The organism is uncultured Fretibacterium sp. (assembly GCF_963544685.1).
GTDB lineage: Bacteria > Synergistota > Synergistia > Synergistales > Aminobacteriaceae > CAJPSE01.
Map to the genome: position 1 here is coordinate 1 of NZ_CAUUGJ010000049.1, position 16429 is coordinate 16429.

Consider the following 16429-nt stretch of genomic DNA (forward strand, 5'->3'; position numbering starts at 1 on the left):
GCCAAAATACTCTATTTCCCATAGAGGGTTTTCTCTGCTGTAAATATGCTGTAAAGCAAAGAAAAAGGGCTCAGGAAAAACCTCCTGAACCCTTGCTATACCTGGAGCCGACTTCCGGACTCGAACCGGAGACCCCATCCTTACCATGGATGTGCTCTACCTGCTGAGCTAAGTCGGCATAAAAATGGTGGTGGAAGTTGGATTTGAACCAACGTAGGCTCTCGCCGACAGATTTACAGTCTGTTGCCATTGACCACTCGGCCATTCCACCCCATATCCTGCGTTTCGGCTGGAGCCGGCGATCCGACTCGAACGGACGACCTGCTGATTACAAGTCAGCTGCTCTACCAACTGAGCTACGCCGGCAAATTGTCCATCAGCCTCATCGCAGTACGACCAAGAATTCTACAGAGAGTCAGGGGTTCTGTCAAGTATCCCGGAGGAATTCGGAAGTCCGTTTTCGTAGAGGCCCGTCTCCGTCAGCACCCGGGGGACGCTCCTGTCGTGGGGTTCCATCGGAATGGAGTCCCGAACGAGGCGCTCCGGGCAGACCAGTATCGCCGTGCCGCGGTACTCCGAGAGGAAACGGTCATAAAAGCCGCCCCCCTTCCCCAGCCTAAGGCCGGAATGGCTGCAGCTCAGGCAGGGGATGACGGCAAAGTCCACCTCGTCCGTGCCTATCAAAGGCGTTTCCCGCGTGGGTTCCGGAATGCCGTAGGCCCCGGGCACCAACCGGCTCACGGCATCGATCTGCCGCAGCTCCATCACCCCCATGCGAATGCACAGGGGTACGCAGAGCCGTTTTCCGTCGTGCAGCGCGTTCTCCAGAAATGTACGGGTATCGATCTCCCGGCCGGTCCCGACAAAACAGAATACCGTCCGCGCAGACAGGTACTCCGGCATGGCCGCCAGCCGGGCGCAGATCGCCCCACTGGCCTGCGCCCAGTAGGCATCGGGCAATTCCACCTCGGCCTCACGGATATCCTTCCGCAAAAGCCGCTTCTCCTCCTGGATAGTCATGGACAAAACCTCCTTATCCTCTTCGCCTCGTCCGCAGCTCCCGATTTATCCCCACCGAAGCGGGACAAAGAAAAGCACGGCACAATGTTATTGCGCCCTGCAGGGAATGCTCTTTGGCCAAGCAGGCTAATCAAGTGAAGTCTAACACCGTTTTGGCAAACAGTCCGTGTAATGAGGAACACGACATTTCACGATCCCAAAATTTCGGGGTCACTGGAAGACCGCACAGCCTTCAGATCGAGACAGGTTCGGTAGATGACGGACCAAGGCAAAAGCAAGAAACCAGCAAGATGCGTCATGAAAACCATTGGAGGCTTTCCCACCCCCCACCCAGGATAGAGGAGCATAAGGAAAGCCGCCTTGGCAGCACCGAGGCTACGGCAAAGTACGACCCTGTAGACGAAGAAGAGACTCAGGAAACTGACAAAACCATACCCCAGGGTTCCTTCCTTGATCCTGGTGATCTTCATTCCCCTGATCCCTTCACAAAAATAGATCAGAAACACGAGGAAAAATTCGACCTCATATTTTTCAAACAATATTCTGAGGGGGCTTTTGGGGTTCGAGGTCCCCATCCCGGTACGGGAATCCAGCCTGACGCTGGCATGATACAGGATCGCAGCATCCAAGAGAAGGTATAAGAGAACCAAAGGAAAGGGCCTCATGTCCCTTTCGCCTCTCTGGAGAAGAATCGCGGTGATCGTTACAGGACAGGCAACGACGAGAAAAAAGCACAGCGTACCGCGCGCCCAACCGGACTTTCGGCGCGAGTAGACCTTCTGTAAGACAATCTCAATAAATACCGTGAGAATGATCCGAACGATAGTGGCATAGGGCATCTCCCCCAGGAGCGTGTATTGACGAAATTCAGGCAGAAGAAGCGGGCCTCCAAAGCCCGAAAGCCATATCATCGCACTGCAGAAAAACTCCACCTCGTAATTCTCGAACCACTTTTTCATGCTCATCCTCCTCCCGTAACGGCAAAGAGCAGGAGCCCTGGATACCTCTATCCAAGGAGTCGGAGGGGTCAGAGCGCGGAGCGCAGCTGGTCCAGGTCGGCGCCCCGGCGCGCCGCGATGATCTCCGCCAGGATGGAGACCGCGATCTCCTCCGGCGTCTCGGCCCGGATCGGCAGGCCGATGGGCTGGTAGATGCGGTCGATCTGATCGGGCGCAACCCCCTCCTCGATCAGCCGCTCGCGCACGAAGGCGATCTTGCGGCGCGACCCGATCATCCCGATGTAGGCGCATTTCCGCCCCTCCAGCAGCTTCACCACCTCGGCGTCCAGCGCGTGCCCGCGCGTTGCGATCACGACAAAGCTCGCCGAATGCAGGGGCAGGCCGCGGTCAAACACCTCGTTCAGCGGGCAGGCCAGCGTCCTTCCCCAGGGAATACTCTCCCCGTTGGCGAACTCCGCGCGCTCGTCCCAGGTCAGCACCGGCATCCCCGTGTCGCACACCAACCGGGCCAGCGCACGACCCACGTGCCCAGCCCCGAAGATCACGATCTCGGGCGACCGTCCGTAACGCTCCAGATACACCGTGACGTCGCCGCCGCAGACGGCCCCCTCCGGCAAGGCCTTCTCCGCATCGAGGCTCTCCCGGTAGAGCTCCGTGCCCGTCCCCTCTCGCATCATCGCACGGGCCCGTTCAATCACGTGATGCTCGGTGACGCCGCCCCCTATCGTCCCCTCCGTGCTGCCGTCCGGAAGCACCAGCATCGCCGCACCGCGTCCTCGGGGCGTGGAGCCTTGTTCGTCCACCACGGTACAGAGCACCGCTTCCCTCCCCGCCTCCACCAACTCCGTCAAACGCCGCAGCATCGGATAGTCCATTTTTCGGCCCCCCAATTATGCGTACAAGCCGTCCCAATACTCTTATAAGCTCCTGAAAAGTATAACAAAGGATCGGCCGGATGTCCTCAACGACAGCCGGCCGCAGGCATCCGTACAATTTGCGAAGGGAACCGTTTCTCAACGAAGCAACGTGCAATCAAGGCAGTACACGGAGAAACTGAAATCAGACGATCACGCCCGAGGCCGCCAGGACCTCTCCGCCGTAGAGCGCCAGGCGCTGTCCCGGCGCCGGAGCGAACTGCGGGGACTTGAACTCGGCCGTCAGCGTCCCCTCGTCGAGGCTCGCGATCCTGCAGGGCGAGAGAGGGGAACGGGAGCGCGTCTTGCCCATAAGGACCGTGTCCCGCCCCAGAAGCTCCGGCGCCAGCACGTTGGGCCGCCTCGCCGTTACGACCGTCCGGAACGCGCACTCCCGCGGCCCCACGACGAGCGCGTTCTCCGCCCTGTCCAGCCTCAGGACGTAGAGCGGGTGCGGCGCGGCAATCCCCAAACCCTGCCGCTGCCCCAGGGTATAGCGGGACAGCCCCTTGTGCCGTCCCAACAGCGCGCCCGAGAGGTCCCGGATCGGCCCCGGCCCGTCGTCCCCGACCCGCTCCCGATAGTCCGTCCCCGCCAGAAAGCAGACCTCCATGCTGTCGGGCCTATCGGCGGCGGCCAGCCCCGCATCGCGCGCAATCTCCCGGACCTGCGGCTTGGTCAGCTCCCCCAGGGGAAAACGGACGCGGTCCAGGCGGGCGCGGTCCACGTCGCAGAGGAAATAGCTCTGGTCCCGCCCCTCATCCAGGGCCCGGGCCAGCCGCGCTCCCGACGGCGTGAGGAGGATGCGCGCATAGTGCCCCGTGGCGACGGGAACGCAGGCGTCCCCCGCCCACTCGGCGGCGGCGTCCATCAGCAGGCCGAACTTGATGGACCGATTGCAGTCCACACAGGGGTTGGGCGTCCTCCCCTCACGATAGTCACGCAGAAAGGGCGCGATCACCCGTGCTCGGAACGTCTCCCCGGCATCCAGGATCCGGTGCGGAATGCCCAGCACCCCGGCCATCCGCGCGGCGGATGCGCCCGCCTCGACCGGGGGACCGTTCCCAGCCTCGCCGGGGCCGCCCCAGACGCCCGGGATACGGAGCGTCAGGCCCAGCACCCTCCACCCCTCCCGCAGGAGCAGAAGCGCCGCAACGCTGCTGTCCACGCCGCCGCTCATCAGCAGGACGATCGTTCGGCCCCCGGCCATGTCGCCCATCGAAGAAGGCCGCTCCTACTTCAAACTCTGCACGACCTTCTCGGTCAGCACCCGGCCCTTTTCGGCGGTGGAGAGGACGGCCCGCATCATGGAGCCGCGCGCGCCGCGCTCCAGCTCGGCGACCCCCTCGATCGTCATGCCGCCCGGCGTGCAGATGTCGTCCCGAAGGGCCGACGGCGCCCGGCCGGAGTCCATCGCCAGCCGGGCCGCGCCCAACACCGCCGCCGCCGCCCCCTTGTAGGCGATCTCCTTGGGCAGCCCCGCCTGAATGCCGCCCATCGCGGCGGCCTCCAGCAACGACAGGAAGAACGCCGGGCCGGCGCCCGTCAGGGATGTGAGGGCATCCAGATTCCTCTCCTCGGTCAGCTCGGCAGACCCCACGAGGGAGAAGAGCCCGACGAGCCCGGTCCTCTCCTCCTCCGAACAGGAGCCCGAGGGAGCGACCCCCGTGAAGGAGGCGTTCATCGCCGCACAGATGTTCGGCATCGCACGGGCCCAGCGCGCCGTCGGGGCCGTCCTCTCCAGCAGCTCCAGGGGCACAGCCGCGGCCAGGGAGACGCAGAGCTTCCCATCAAGCAGAGGAGCGACCTCCCCCACGACGCTCAGAGTCAGGTGCGGCTTGACCGCGAACATCACGACCTGTCCCTGCGAGGCGGCACGGGCGTTGTCCGATATCAGGGCGACCCCATCCGCCTCGAGATGGCGTCGTCGCTCCGGATGGGGCACCGACGCCGTGACCTCGCAGCCGGCCCTCGCCAGCCCACGGGCGACCGCGCCGCCCAACGCGCCGGCCCCGATGATGGAGAGACGCAAATCCTTCAGTTCCATGCCTCAATCCCCCTCTTTCCCCTGCCGGCCGGGGCGCCCCCTGCGCCACTCGAACATCCCCAGGGCGGCCGCCACGCTGGCGTTGAGCGAGCCTACGCCCCCCTGGATGGGGATGCGCAGCCGCTGATCGCATCTCTCGCCCACGAGGCGGGAGAGCCCATCGCCCTCCGCCCCGACGACCAGGGCCAGCCGTGCGGGGAGCACGTCATCCCACAGGGACTCCACGGCCCCCCCGTCCAGCCCCACGACCCAGAAACCGGCCGCCTGGAGCTGTTCCAGGGTCCGCACGATGTTGACGACCGGGATCATGGGAAGGCGGAGCGCAGCGCCCGCGCTGGTCTTCACCACCGTTCCCCCGGGCAGCGCCGAACGACGCCGGGAGTAGACCACGGCCGACGCGCCCGACGCCTCCGCCGACCGCACGACGGCCCCCAGGTTGTGCGGGTCCTCGATATGGTCCAGCACGACGATCAGGGCGGACTCGGCCCCGGAGAGCTCCTTCAAAAAGGGCTCCAGCTCCACGGGCTCCGTCTCCGTCACACGGCAGGCCACGCCCTGATGCCGCACGTCGGGACACAGCTTGTCCAACGCCTCGGGCGCGACCATCTGATAGACCACCCGGCCCGCCCGTGCGGCGTCCACCAGCTCGTCCAGAAACGGAGGACGGACGTTGTTGGCGATCAGCAGCCGGGTGCAGCGGGAGGGGGAACCCTTCACCAGATCCAGCACCGGCTGGCGGCCCCAGCAGACGTCGTCGGGCGGAACCGGACGCTCCACCGGCTCCTTCCTCCAGGGCCTGGCCGCCATGGGTCGCCCGCCGCGGGCCGCCCCGGCTCCGTGAACCTCGCGCCTGCCGCGAGGCCGGTTTCCGTCCCCTCCCCTTTTTCCGTCGAACTTACCCGGCATGCCTCAGCTCTCCTTTACTCTTGTTGGACTCGATCTCTTCCATGTATTCTCTGAGGAAGCGGGCGGTGTACCCCTCGCCCCTCGCCGCCACCCTCTCCGGCGTCCCCTGGGCCACGACGCGCCCGCCGCCGTCGCCGCCCTCCGGGCCGAGGTCGATGATATGGTCGGCCGAGAGCAGGACGTCCAGGTTGTGCTCGATGAACACGACCGTGCTGCCCTGATCCACGATGCGGTGCACGATCTCCAGCAGCTTGCGCACGTCGGTGTAGAAGAGCCCCGTCGTGGGCTCGTCCAGCAGGTAGAGCGTCCGCCCTCCGAACCGCTTGGCCAGCTCCTTGGAGAGCTTGACCCTCTGCGCCTCTCCTCCCGACAGGGTGAGGGCCGACTGTCCCAGGCGGATGTAGCCCAGCCCCGCGTCCTGGATCAGGCGCAATTTGCCCGCGATCCTCGGGATGTCCGCGAAGAACGCCACGGCCTCGTTCACCGTCATCGCCAGGACGTCGGCGATGGATTTCCCCTTGAACCGGACCTCCAGCGTCTCATGATTGTAGCGCGTGCCGCCGCACACCTCGCAGTCCACGTAGATGTCCGGCAGGAAGAGCATGGAGACCTTGACGGACCCGGCGCCGCCGCACGACTCGCAGCGCCCGCCCTTGACGTTGAAGCTGAAGCGCCCCGGCTTGTACCCGCGGATGTTCGCCTCGGGGAGCCCCGCGAAGAACTCGCGGATGAGGGAGAAGACCCCCGTGTAGGTGGCAGGGTTGGAGCGCGGAGTCCGTCCGATGGGGCTCTGATCGACGAGGACGACGTTCTCGAACGCATCCGCCCCCTCCAGCGCCCGAAAACGGCCGGGACGCTCCCGGAAGTCCCGGTCCAGGCGCCGTCGCATCCCCTTGTAGAGGATGTCGTAGAGAAAGCTGCTCTTTCCCGACCCCGAGACGCCGCTTAGGCAGGTGAAGACGCCCCGCGGAATTTTGACGTCGATGCCCTTGAGGTTGTGGTGCTCGGCGCCCTTGACGGTCAGCCAGCCCGACGGCTTCCGCCGGGCCCCGGACCGGACGATGCCCGTTGCGTCGCCCCGCAGGTAGGGGCCCGTCAGCCCCTCCGTCCCCAGCACCTCCTCGTAGCTGCCGCTGTGGACGATCTCGCCGCCCAGCTCCCCCGCGGCCGGCCCCATCTCGATGAGGGCGTCCGCCGCCTTCATGGTCTCCCGGTCGTGCTCGACCACCACGACCGTGTTGCCCAGCTCGCGGATGGAGTCGAGCGTCCGCACCAGGCGCTCCGTGTCCCGCGAATGCAGGCCGATCGTCGGCTCGTCCAGGACGTAGAGCACCCCGCTGAGCTTCGACCCGATCTGCGTCGCCAGCCTTATGCGCTGGCTCTCGCCGCCCGACAGGGTGTCCGCGCGGCGCAGCAGCGAGAGGTAGCCCACCCCGACGTCGACCAGGAAATCCAGGCGCTTGTCGATCTCCAGCATCACCTGTTCGACGATGTGGGTATCGGTCGTCCCCAGGGAGAGCTCCTTCATCACCCGGGAGAGCCGGTCTATAGGCATGACCAGCAGTTCCCCGATCCCATACCCGCCGACCCTTACGGACAGCGCCTCGGGCCGGAGCCGCAGGCCGCCGCAGCTCTTGCAGACGTCCTCCACCCGGTAGGCCGCCAGCTCCTCCTGGACCGTCTCGGACTCCGTCTCCTGCCATCGGGCCTCCAGCCAATTCAGCAGCCCCTCGTACCTCCCCATATAGGTGCGCTCCATCCCCTTCTCCTCGAAGACCATCGGCACCCGGTCGTCGCTGCCGTGCAGGATGAAGTCCCGCACCCGCGGGTCTAGGTCCCCGTACCTGGGGGTCAGGTCCCACCCGTATTTTTTGGCGAACAGGGCGATTTTGGTCAGGAAGTACGGTTTGGTCTTCCAGGGCAGAATGGCTCCCTCCGCAAGGGAGCGGTCCGGGTCGATCGCGAGCTCCTCGGAGAAGTGCTCGTGGCTCCCGAGCCCGGCGCAGTCGGGACAGGCCCCGAACGGGCTGTTGAAGGAGAAGAGGCGCGGCTCGATCTCCGGCATGGCGACGTCGCAGTCCGCACAGGCGTAGTTCTCCGTCAGCATGTACTCCTTCTTGCCCTCCGGGGCGATCAGGACGTACCCACCCGAGAGCTTCAGGGAGGCCTCGACGGACTCCGCGATGCGCGAACGCCGCTCCTCCGTCACCTTCAGCCGGTCGACGACGACCTCGATGTCGTGCCGCTTCTTTTTGTCGAGCTCGATGTCCTCCTCCAGCCACAGGACCGCGCCGTCGACGCGGACGCGCGTATAGCCCTTCTCCCGCGTCTGGCTGAACAGGTTGCGGAACTCGCCCTTCTTGCCCCGGACGAGCGGGGAGAGGATCTCCACGCGGGAACCGTCGTCGTTCTGGAAGATCAGCTCCAGGATCTCGTCGATGGAATAGCGGATGACCGGCTTGCCGCAATGGGGGCAGTGGGGCACCCCGATGCGGCCGTAGAGCAGGCGCAGGTAGTCGTAGATCTCGGTGACGGTCCCCACGATGGAACGCGGGTTGTGGCCCGTCCCCTTCTGTTCGATGGAGATGGCGGGGGACAGGCCGGAGATGTCGTCCACGTCCGGCTTCTTCTGGACGCCCAGAAACTGGCGCGCGTAGGCCGACAGGGACTCCACGTAGCGCCGCTGCCCCTCGGCATAGAGCGTGTCGAACGCCAGGGACGACTTGCCGGACCCCGACGGCCCCGTTATGACCACCAGCCTGCCCCTCGGAATGTCCACGCTCACGTTCTTGAGGTTGTGTTCCCTGGCCCCTTTGATGCGGATATAATCGTCCAATGAAAGAATCTCCTTGGGAAGCGCTGGCAGCGCTTCCCTGAATTTTTTTAATATGGGGGCTTCGCCCCCTGGTGAAAAACCTAAGCGACCTGCACAGCTCACTACGTTCGCTGGCAGTCTGCTTAATCCCCCCACGCCGCTATCCTGAGACTGAGCGGCCCGCAAGCGAAGCGAGCGGTTGCCGGAAGGCTCCCCTCTGGGGATAGCGGCGGCCCCGGCAAGTTTCTTCCTCAAAAACAGGCAAGCTGGGGTACCACCGGGAGGCTTCACGGCTCAAATCAACGTTTTCTTTGAAATCGGCTCTGAAACATCAACAGGGGGCTTCGCCCCTTGATACGGGAACGAGCGCGCCCCCTGACGGCCCGCCGCCCGCGGGTATTCTATCATGAAGCCGGCGTCGCGCAGCGCCAGAGGCCCCCGCCGAAAGATCGGGGGCCCGTTCGGAGATACGGGGCTGGCCTCTCCGGGGGACGGCGGGTAAAATGTAATTCATCCCCAGGGAAGCGTTGATCATAGGTGCAAGGATGGAAACGGGAACGAGGTTGGATAGATATCATGTGGAGAAACATCATGCGGATGAACCTGTTTTCGAGGGACGGCGGACGCCGGAGCCGCCTCATGGCCGGGGGGATGCTGACGCTCGTGCTCTGCCTGGCCCTTTCGTCGCCGGTCCTCTCCGCGACCGATACCGGCGGGGACGCCGCCGAGGGATCCGGGGACACCGTCGCCATCCTCCAGCAGCGCGTCAGCGAGGACATCGCCGGTTCCAGGGACGCCGTGGAGGCGGAGCTCAAGGATTTTCCTCTCGGCAGCGCGGACGTCGCCCTCCGTATGAAGCAGCTCGTGAAGCTGACGGCCTCGGCCTCCGAGGACGCGGTCCAGTGGGGCTATACCGATGCGGAGAGGGAACGCTACGCCCATCTGCTCTCCGACCTGAACCTGGCCTACGCAGCCTACAACACGAACCTCAAGACCCTGTCCTCCCGTCAGGACTCGATGGCCGTCGCCGTGACGGCCTCGAAGGACGCGGAGCTCTCCGCCTCCGCATCATCGGACATCAACGCCTATGACGCGCTGAACCAGGCCATTCACAAGTCCCGTCAGGAGCTGGACCTGATGGTGTTCAACCTGAGGTCCGTCCTCAACAAGCTGTCCATCGGGCTGTCCGACGTCAGCCGTTTCAGGGAGGAGGCCGAATCGACCCTTCAGGACGGCACGACGCTCTCCCACATCAGCGCGCTGGAGATCGAGCGCGCGAGGCTGAACCTGGCCTCGTCGTGGCTTCAGGCCAGGGAGGCGAAGCAGCGCTGCGACGAGATCATCCGGAGTATCCGCCAGGATCGGAAAAGGCTCCAGGGGGTCCGGGCAGCGCTGACCTTTCCCGAGGAGGCCCTGAACCGGAACGTCGGGGCGCTGCAAACACGCATCGACGACCTGAAAAAGCAGATGACTGCGGTCAGGGGCAGCTTCGACGATGCCTCGTCCTCACTCTCCCAGGCCCGTGCGGCCGTCGACGCCGACAGCGCGGACGCCGGCGCCCTCACCCCGGCGAACACCCGCTTCATGGCGCGTCTCGCCAACCTGAATTATTGGGAATACTACACCACCTTGATCCAGGACGAGATCGGGTTCCTGACGGACGCCCAGAATATCTGGAGGGCCCGCTACCGGCTCTTCAACGAAAAGGCCACGGGGGAGGATATCTGGAGGTACAGGAACGATGCCCAGGTCAGGATATCCGAGCTCCAGACCCATCTCGAGAGCATCCAGACCCTGCAGAGCGATTTCTATCAGCGCATCTCCACGACCCGGAACATGGCGGGCGAGGCCACGGGCAAGACCCGGCAGAACCTGAACCAGATGCTGCAGAGCCAGCAGGACACGATCGCGAACGTCCTCAACCGTTACGCCTACCTCCTGCCCTATCAGATCATGCTGGAGCGCACCCTCTATGAGGAGGCCAGCGCCCGCATCGACACCCTGCGGCTGGCGGAGAAGGTCGGGGACTTCGGCAGGAAGACGTTCCTGAGCTTCTGGAACACGGAGCTCTGGAAGGGCGAGGGGTACTCCGTGACCATCAGCAAGCTGCTCACGGCCCTGATGGTCTTTATCTCCAGCTTCTTCCTCAGCGCCTGGGGCAGCCGCTGGATCCAGAGGCGCATGATCCGCCGCTTCTCCGCGAGCATCACGGCGGCCAACGCCACGCAGCGAATCGTCTTCTACGTGCTCTGGTTCTCCTTCGTCCTGATCGCGCTCCAGATCGTCAACATCCCCCTGACCGCCTTCGCCTTCCTGGGCGGCGCCCTGGTGCTGGCCATCGGCTTCGGGGCCCAGACCCTCTTCAACAACCTGATCAGCGGCTTCATCATCATGTTCAGCCGCCCCTTCAAGATCGCGGACATCATCGAGGTCGACGGCACCTCGGGGACCGTCGAGGAGATCGGGTCCCGCTCCACCCGCATCAAGACCTGGGAGAACATCGACGTCATCATGCCGAACCGCTACCTGCTGGAGAACCGGGTGACGAACTGGACGGGCTCGGATACCAAGAAGCGGGACACATTGAAGGTCGGCGTCTCCTACGACTCGGACTCGCGCCACGTGGAGGAGCTGCTGCTGAAGGTGCTGAAGGACCACTCCAAGATCCTCAAGGACCCCGCTCCCTTCGTCCTCTTTCAGGGCTTCGGGGACAGCTCCCTGGACTTCATGCTCTATTTCTGGGTGGACCTGAGCACGACATCCTCGATAAAGGTGGCCAGCGACATGCGCCACCACATCCTGTCCCTGTTCCGACAGGAGGGCGTGGATATCCCCTACCCGCAGATGGATGTCCGTTTCCCCGCCGCCCCGGAGAGGGGCGGGGCTGTCCCGAAGCCCCCCAAGCCCAAGGCGGAGGGGAACGCTTCAGCTTCATAAGGGAAGCCCTGGCACGACGGGGAAAGGGAGCGAGGAGAGGATATGGAAACAAGGGACGGCAGGGAAAGGATCGTCAGACTGTGGTTCGATATGTGGCTGCAAAAGAGCGCCCTGGGGATATCCGACGTTTTTTCCGACGACGCCGTGTACATCGAGAGCTGGGGTCCGGAATACAGGGGTCTGCCGAGGATCAGGCAGTGGTTCGACGAGTGGAACACCCGCGGGAGCGTCCTTCGATGGGACATCCGGCAGTTTTTTCATAAAGGGGACCAGACCGTGGTCGAATGGTGTTTCAAAGACGCCATGCACGACGGGCAGATTCAGGCCTTCGACGGCATGTCGCTGATCGAATGGACGCCGGAGGACAAAATCCGCCTCCTGAAAGAATTCGGCTGCAACATAAACCGCTACGATCCCTACCGGGACGGAGCGGCCCCGCATTTCGGGGACGAGAGGCCCCTGTGGTTCTGAGCCCGGACTCGGCCGCCGGCCGTCGTCCCGGCGTATCCCTTACCCATGCCATGCAGCAACTTGCGGAGGTGCTCCCTGTAGAATGAAACTGGACCGCCTTCTCGGCATCATCATCCACCTGCTGAATCACGAAAGCGTCTCCGCCTCGCGTCTGGCGGAGCGCTTCCAGGTCTCGGTCCGCACCATCCAGCGGGACATCATATCCATCTCCTCGGCGGGGATTCCGGTGTACTCGGTCAACGGCAGGTTCGGGGGCTATTCCATCCTTCCCGCGTACAGGATGAAAAACATCGACATCCGAAGCGGCGAACAGCAGATGATCGCGAGGGCGCTGGAAAGCCTCGCGACGTCCTACTCCAACGATGCGCTCGACACCCTGATAGAGAAATACAACGCCATCATCGAGAGGGAGGGGGGGCAGAAGGTCTTCTGGGATTTCAGCGTCGCGAGGGAGAACAAAAGGGTCCAGGACCTGAACGCCCTGCTGGAGTCGGCCATCTCCGACAGGAAGCGCGTCGCGTTCGACTACCGGAACGCGGACGGAAAGCGATCCCGGCCTCACGTCGAACCGCTGGCCATCCATTACAAATGGTACGCATGGTACCTGTTCGCCTACTCCCTGGAGCACAGGGAGTACAGGACGTTCAAGGTCGCAAGGATGCAAAATCCCGAGGTCACGGAACGGAGCTCGGGGATCGAGCACGGAGACGTCGAGCGGCGGATGCAGGAGTCGGAGCAGGCATACTACAGGACCTGCATCGATATCGAGGTGCATTTCTCCGCGGAGGATGCGCCTCTGATGGAGGAGTATTTTCCCGACTGCCCCATCGAAGAGCTGGCCGGGGACGCCCGCAGGACCTTCATCCGCGTCCCGGCGAGGGAACGCCTGTGGAAGGCGTTGCTGCTCAGCTTCGGCGACAGGGTGAAGGTCGTGGGGCCGGAGGACTACCGGAGAGAGCTGATCGAAACCGCACGGAAATTTTTGTCCAACTACGACACACAGCTGTCGCGAGGGGCTGCTAAGATGTGAAAGGATGCCCAAGATGGCTGACAGATGAATGACAGGCCGTCCCCGAGTTCGGGATGACGCTCTCGTCTTTTGCGAGGAGACCGGGGCCCATGAAAAAATACCGTTCCGTCATGAAGGCTTACCTGAGAGGCTCCCTGATGAACCTGATGGAGTACAAGTTCAACTTCATCGCCGGAGGGACCTTCGAGCTCGTCTGGACGGCCATGTACGTCCTCTTCATCAATGTCGTGTTCACGCACACGGAGACGATAAACGGCTGGAACCGATACCAGACGCTGATGTTGACCTTCCAGGGAGGGTTGATGGATTCCGCGTTCACCTTCCTGATCGTCCCGGGCCTGCGAAGGCTCCCGGAGATGGTCAACACGGGCAGCCTGGATTTCATCCTGCTCAAGCCCATCAACAAGCGGTTCAACATCTCGTTCCATGAATTCGACGTGCCGCAGGTCAAGAACATACTGCTCAACGCGGCTGGAATAGCCTATTGTCTGGCAAAACTCGAGACGCCCCTCACCCCGGCGGGGGCCGTGACGTACGTTCTGCTCTCGCTCAACGGTTTCCTGCTGATCTATTCCATCATGTATCTATTGATGTCCCTGTCCTTCTGGGTCATGAGGATGGATATCGTCATGGGCATAGGCTCCGAGCTGATCACCGCAGGGAACAAGCCGATGACGATATACCCCTCGCTCGTGCGGAAGCTCCTCATCTTCGCCGTTCCCCTGCTGGTGTGCTTCAACTTTCCGATCCTGTCCGTCGTGAAGGGGTTGAGTCTGCCGCTCACGATATATTCGTTTGCATCGTCCCTCGTGTTTTTTTGCCTGTCGGATTTCGTCTTCGAGAGGGGGCTCGGAAGATATGCCGGCGCAGGCAGTTAGCCGCAGCAGCGTCATCACGGCGGAGGGGATCGGCAAGGATTACGCGTATTACAAAAAGGAACCGGGGCTGAGGGGGAGCCTGAGGAACCTGTTCCATCGCGAACCGCTTCTTAAAAGCGCGGTCAACGACCTTTCCTTCCGGATCCCCAGGGGGGCGATAACCGGCCTGATCGGCTTGAACGGGGCGGGAAAGACCACTACGCTGAAAATGCTGTCCGGCCTGATCATGCCCTCGAGGGGACGGATCGACGTTTTGGGGTATCGTCCCTTCGACAAGAAGAAGGAATACCTGCGCCGCATCTCCATGGTCATGGGAAACAAGAGCCAGCTGTGGTGGGACCTGCCGGCCCTGGACTCCTTCGAGCTGAACAGGACGATTTACGGGGTGGAGGACGGGGACTACCGGGACATCCTGCGCATGATGGTCGCATTGCTGGGCGTGGAGGAGCTGGTCAACGTACAGGTGAGGCGCCTGTCCCTCGGGGAAAGGATGAAGATGGAGCTGATAGCCGCATTGCTCCACAAACCCGACGTCATCTTTCTCGACGAGCCTACCATAGGGCTGGACGTCGTCACCCAGCACAACATACGCGAGTTCCTGAAGCGGTACTGCGCGGCGCACGCATCGACCGTCATCCTGACCAGCCATAACTTCAACGACATCGTGTCCCTCTGCGACTCCCTGATCCTGCTCGACAAGGGAGAAAAAATTTACGCGGACACGTTCGACAATTTCAAAAGGGACTTTCTGAGCCAAAAGTATTTCATCCTGAAGCTGAATGCGCCGAACGCGGACGGAATGATCGAAGCGCTCAGGTCGAGGGGAAGCCTTCAGGCCGAAAAGGTGGAGGACAACGCCGTCAGGATCTCCGCAGATCCCGAGACGAGCCTGGACATCCTGAAGGACATCTCCAACAACTTCATCGAGGAGCTGAGCGACATCAACATCGAGAACATCGGCATGGAAGACGTCATCAGACGGATCTACGGGAGATGAACGAGGCTGCGCCATGCGGAAATACTGCGGAATATTCAGGACCGCCCTGGCCAACCAGCTGGAATACCGGGTGAACTTCATATCCTCGTTCCTGTTCTCCCTGGTGCCGTTCGGGGTCAATACCCTGCTGTGGATTGCCGCGGCGCGCGGAAACGACGGGATGCCGCTCGGCACGGAGGGAATCGTCACGTACTATTTCACGACCCTGATCGTGAGCAACATCACCTCGACGACGTCGATATTCAGGATATCGGACGACATCCGGCTGGGGAATCTGAGCCAATACCTCCTGAAGCCCTACAACTACGCCCTTTATCAACTGATGACCGACATGCCGCAGCGCGCGGTCTTCGTCGTCATGAATGCAGTTCCGCTGGCGGCCATCTACGCGCTGCTGCGAAGATACATCCTTCCGCATCCATCCGGAATATCCGTATCGAGGGCGGCGATATTCGCCGCGTTTCTGCTGGTGGGGTACCTGATAAACTTTCTGGTCGACTTCTCCATAAGCCTGTACAGCTTCTATTTTTCCAGGGTATCCTCCCTCTACACCTCGATAAGGGTCCTCCGAAACATCTCGGCAGGCATCGTCTTTCCGCTGATGCTGCTGCCCGACGCGCCCTTCACCTTCCTGATCCGATTGCCGTTCGCGTATACGAACTATATTCCGACGACGTTTCTCATGGGCATGCTCTCCGAGAGGGCAGCGCTTTCCTGCCTGTCGAAGGCGGCCGGATGGGCGCTCTTCCTCGCGGCGGGCTGTGCCGTACTGTGGAAAAAGGGTATGCGGAGGTATTCCGCCTGTGGAGGATGAGGGTTCGGCCGCCCCGGGCATCGCGAGAGACAGACCCGGGGCCCGGGCGGAGAGGGGCCTTTGCAAGACCGCTCGTTCGGCCCGGCGGAAGCGGTACCGTTCCCGAACGAAGGGCATTGCCACGAGACTCGTCAATACGATATACTATTGAAGAGTTATCACTGCATCCAATGCGGTAAAAAATTGGGGTCTCGGAAGGAGTGCAATCCATGGCGGAAAATTGGAAGGATACCCTTACGGACAAACTCTGCGATGCGTTTCTAAAGCTCGAGACGCGCCAGGAGGTCTACGACTTTCTGGAGGATGTCGCCACGATCGGCGAGATCAAAGCATTGTCCCAGCGGCTGGAGGTGGCCCGTCTGCTGAGCCGGGCGAAAACCTACCCCCAGATCGCCCAGCAGACGGGGGCGAGCACGGCCACGATCAGCCGGGTCAAAAAATTCCTGGACTACGGGGCCGGCGGGTACAAGATCGTCCTGGACCGAACCAAGGACGCGTAATTCCAATTCCAAATCATTCGTATGCTTCGTTGTTTTTGCTTACCTTGCTCGACGTACTTTTCTGTACGCCTGGTGAAGAAACTAAGGACCCGCTCAACTCGCTACGCTCGTTGGCGGTCTGCTTATCCGCTACGGTTCGCA

The 16429-nt window shown here is 62.7% G+C and carries 14 protein-coding genes and 3 tRNA genes; 7 read left to right on the forward strand and 10 right to left on the reverse strand.

All coding sequences use genetic code 11. The features are described 5' to 3' along the window. Positions 1-102: 102 nt before the first annotated feature. The 10 genes from ABLA28_RS06125 to uvrA all read right to left on the reverse strand — a co-directional run bounded on the left by ABLA28_RS06125 (position 103) and on the right by uvrA (position 8682). Positions 103-178, reverse strand: a tRNA-Thr gene (locus ABLA28_RS06125). Between the two features lie 7 nt (positions 179-185). Then, positions 186-271: transfer RNA gene (locus ABLA28_RS06130), tRNA-Tyr, on the reverse strand. Positions 272-290: 19 nt separating this feature from the next. Then, a tRNA-Thr gene (locus ABLA28_RS06135) sits at positions 291-366 on the reverse strand. A gap of 39 nt (positions 367-405) precedes the next feature. After that, a complete protein-coding gene (locus ABLA28_RS06140; RefSeq protein WP_347712924.1) occupies positions 406-1020 on the reverse strand; it encodes a 5-formyltetrahydrofolate cyclo-ligase in 615 nt (204 codons plus the stop codon). A 188-nt stretch (positions 1021-1208) separates the two neighbouring features. Further along, on the reverse strand, positions 1209-1979 hold the full coding sequence (locus ABLA28_RS06145) for a hypothetical protein (protein WP_347712925.1): 771 nt from the start codon (positions 1977-1979) through the stop codon (positions 1209-1211). Between the two features lie 68 nt (positions 1980-2047). Next, positions 2048-2854 (reverse strand): XdhC family protein, encoded by an 807-nt coding sequence (locus tag ABLA28_RS06150; protein WP_347712926.1) that lies wholly within the window; start codon positions 2852-2854, stop codon positions 2048-2050. Positions 2855-3038: 184 nt separating this feature from the next. Then, positions 3039-4112: a tRNA 2-thiouridine(34) synthase MnmA gene (mnmA, locus tag ABLA28_RS06155; RefSeq protein ID WP_347712927.1), complete on the reverse strand. Its 1074-nt coding sequence runs from the start codon at positions 4110-4112 to the stop codon at positions 3039-3041. Positions 4113-4127: 15 nt separating this feature from the next. Continuing rightward, complete coding sequence (locus ABLA28_RS06160) at positions 4128-4940, reverse strand: pyrroline-5-carboxylate reductase dimerization domain-containing protein (RefSeq protein ID WP_299297876.1); 813 nt, start codon at positions 4938-4940, stop codon at positions 4128-4130. 3 nt (positions 4941-4943) lie between these two features. Further along, entirely contained in the window at positions 4944-5846 is a 903-nt protein-coding gene (gene rlmB / locus ABLA28_RS06165) for a 23S rRNA (guanosine(2251)-2'-O)-methyltransferase RlmB (protein ID WP_347712928.1), read from the reverse strand. Beyond that, positions 5836-8682: an excinuclease ABC subunit UvrA gene (uvrA, locus tag ABLA28_RS06170; protein WP_347712929.1), complete on the reverse strand. Its 2847-nt coding sequence runs from the start codon at positions 8680-8682 to the stop codon at positions 5836-5838. Before uvrA ends, rlmB begins: the two co-directional genes overlap by 11 nt. A 555-nt stretch (positions 8683-9237) precedes the next feature. Here uvrA and ABLA28_RS06175 point away from each other — a divergent pair. The 7 genes from ABLA28_RS06175 to ABLA28_RS06205 all read left to right on the forward strand — a co-directional run bounded on the left by ABLA28_RS06175 (position 9238) and on the right by ABLA28_RS06205 (position 16288). Next, on the forward strand, positions 9238-11598 hold the full coding sequence (locus ABLA28_RS06175) for a mechanosensitive ion channel domain-containing protein (RefSeq protein ID WP_347712930.1): 2361 nt from the start codon (positions 9238-9240) through the stop codon (positions 11596-11598). 42 nt (positions 11599-11640) lie between these two features. Next, positions 11641-12069 carry a nuclear transport factor 2 family protein gene (locus tag ABLA28_RS06180; protein WP_299302189.1) on the forward strand — a complete coding sequence of 143 codons (429 nt, stop codon included), beginning with the start codon at positions 11641-11643 and terminating at the stop codon, positions 12067-12069. Positions 12070-12151: 82 nt separating this feature from the next. After that, complete coding sequence (locus tag ABLA28_RS06185; RefSeq protein ID WP_347712931.1) at positions 12152-13099, forward strand: YafY family protein; 948 nt, start codon at positions 12152-12154, stop codon at positions 13097-13099. Positions 13100-13188: 89 nt separating this feature from the next. Beyond that, the gene (locus ABLA28_RS06190; protein WP_347712932.1) at positions 13189-13977 is read left to right on the forward strand and encodes an ABC transporter permease; all 789 of its coding nucleotides are present in this window, start codon (positions 13189-13191) and stop codon (positions 13975-13977) included. Beyond that, positions 13958-14974 carry an ATP-binding cassette domain-containing protein gene (locus ABLA28_RS06195; RefSeq protein WP_347712933.1) on the forward strand — a complete coding sequence of 339 codons (1017 nt, stop codon included), beginning with the start codon at positions 13958-13960 and terminating at the stop codon, positions 14972-14974. Before ABLA28_RS06190 ends, ABLA28_RS06195 begins: the two co-directional genes overlap by 20 nt. A 13-nt stretch (positions 14975-14987) precedes the next feature. Then, the gene (locus tag ABLA28_RS06200) at positions 14988-15788 is read left to right on the forward strand and encodes an ABC-2 family transporter protein (RefSeq protein ID WP_347712934.1); all 801 of its coding nucleotides are present in this window, start codon (positions 14988-14990) and stop codon (positions 15786-15788) included. Positions 15789-15997: 209 nt separating this feature from the next. After that, positions 15998-16288, forward strand: a complete 291-nt coding sequence (locus ABLA28_RS06205) for a YerC/YecD family TrpR-related protein (RefSeq protein ID WP_314718372.1) — start codon at positions 15998-16000, stop codon at positions 16286-16288. Positions 16289-16429: the final 141 nt, after the last annotated feature.

Excerpts from the sequence above, each read along its gene's own strand:
- ABLA28_RS06160 (WP_299297876.1), bottom strand. The coding sequence starts at position 4,940 with ATGGAACTGAAGGATTTGCGTCTCTCCATCATCGGGGCCGGCGCGTTG.
- ABLA28_RS06180 (WP_299302189.1), top strand. The coding sequence starts at position 11,641 with ATGGAAACAAGGGACGGCAGGGAAAGGATCGTCAGACTGTGGTTCGAT.
- ABLA28_RS06140 (WP_347712924.1), bottom strand. The coding sequence starts at position 1,020 with ATGACTATCCAGGAGGAGAAGCGGCTTTTGCGGAAGGATATCCGTGAG.
- ABLA28_RS06185 (WP_347712931.1), top strand. The coding sequence starts at position 12,152 with ATGAAACTGGACCGCCTTCTCGGCATCATCATCCACCTGCTGAATCAC.
- ABLA28_RS06175 (WP_347712930.1), top strand. The coding sequence starts at position 9,238 with ATGTGGAGAAACATCATGCGGATGAACCTGTTTTCGAGGGACGGCGGA.
- ABLA28_RS06145 (WP_347712925.1), bottom strand. The coding sequence starts at position 1,979 with ATGAAAAAGTGGTTCGAGAATTACGAGGTGGAGTTTTTCTGCAGTGCG.
- ABLA28_RS06195 (WP_347712933.1), top strand. The coding sequence starts at position 13,958 with ATGCCGGCGCAGGCAGTTAGCCGCAGCAGCGTCATCACGGCGGAGGGG.
- ABLA28_RS06205 (WP_314718372.1), top strand. The coding sequence starts at position 15,998 with ATGGCGGAAAATTGGAAGGATACCCTTACGGACAAACTCTGCGATGCG.
- mnmA (WP_347712927.1), bottom strand. The coding sequence starts at position 4,112 with ATGGGCGACATGGCCGGGGGCCGAACGATCGTCCTGCTGATGAGCGGC.
- ABLA28_RS06190 (WP_347712932.1), top strand. The coding sequence starts at position 13,189 with ATGAAAAAATACCGTTCCGTCATGAAGGCTTACCTGAGAGGCTCCCTG.
- ABLA28_RS06150 (WP_347712926.1), bottom strand. The coding sequence starts at position 2,854 with ATGGACTATCCGATGCTGCGGCGTTTGACGGAGTTGGTGGAGGCGGGG.
- rlmB (WP_347712928.1), bottom strand. The coding sequence starts at position 5,846 with ATGCCGGGTAAGTTCGACGGAAAAAGGGGAGGGGACGGAAACCGGCCT.
- ABLA28_RS06200 (WP_347712934.1), top strand. The coding sequence starts at position 14,988 with ATGCGGAAATACTGCGGAATATTCAGGACCGCCCTGGCCAACCAGCTG.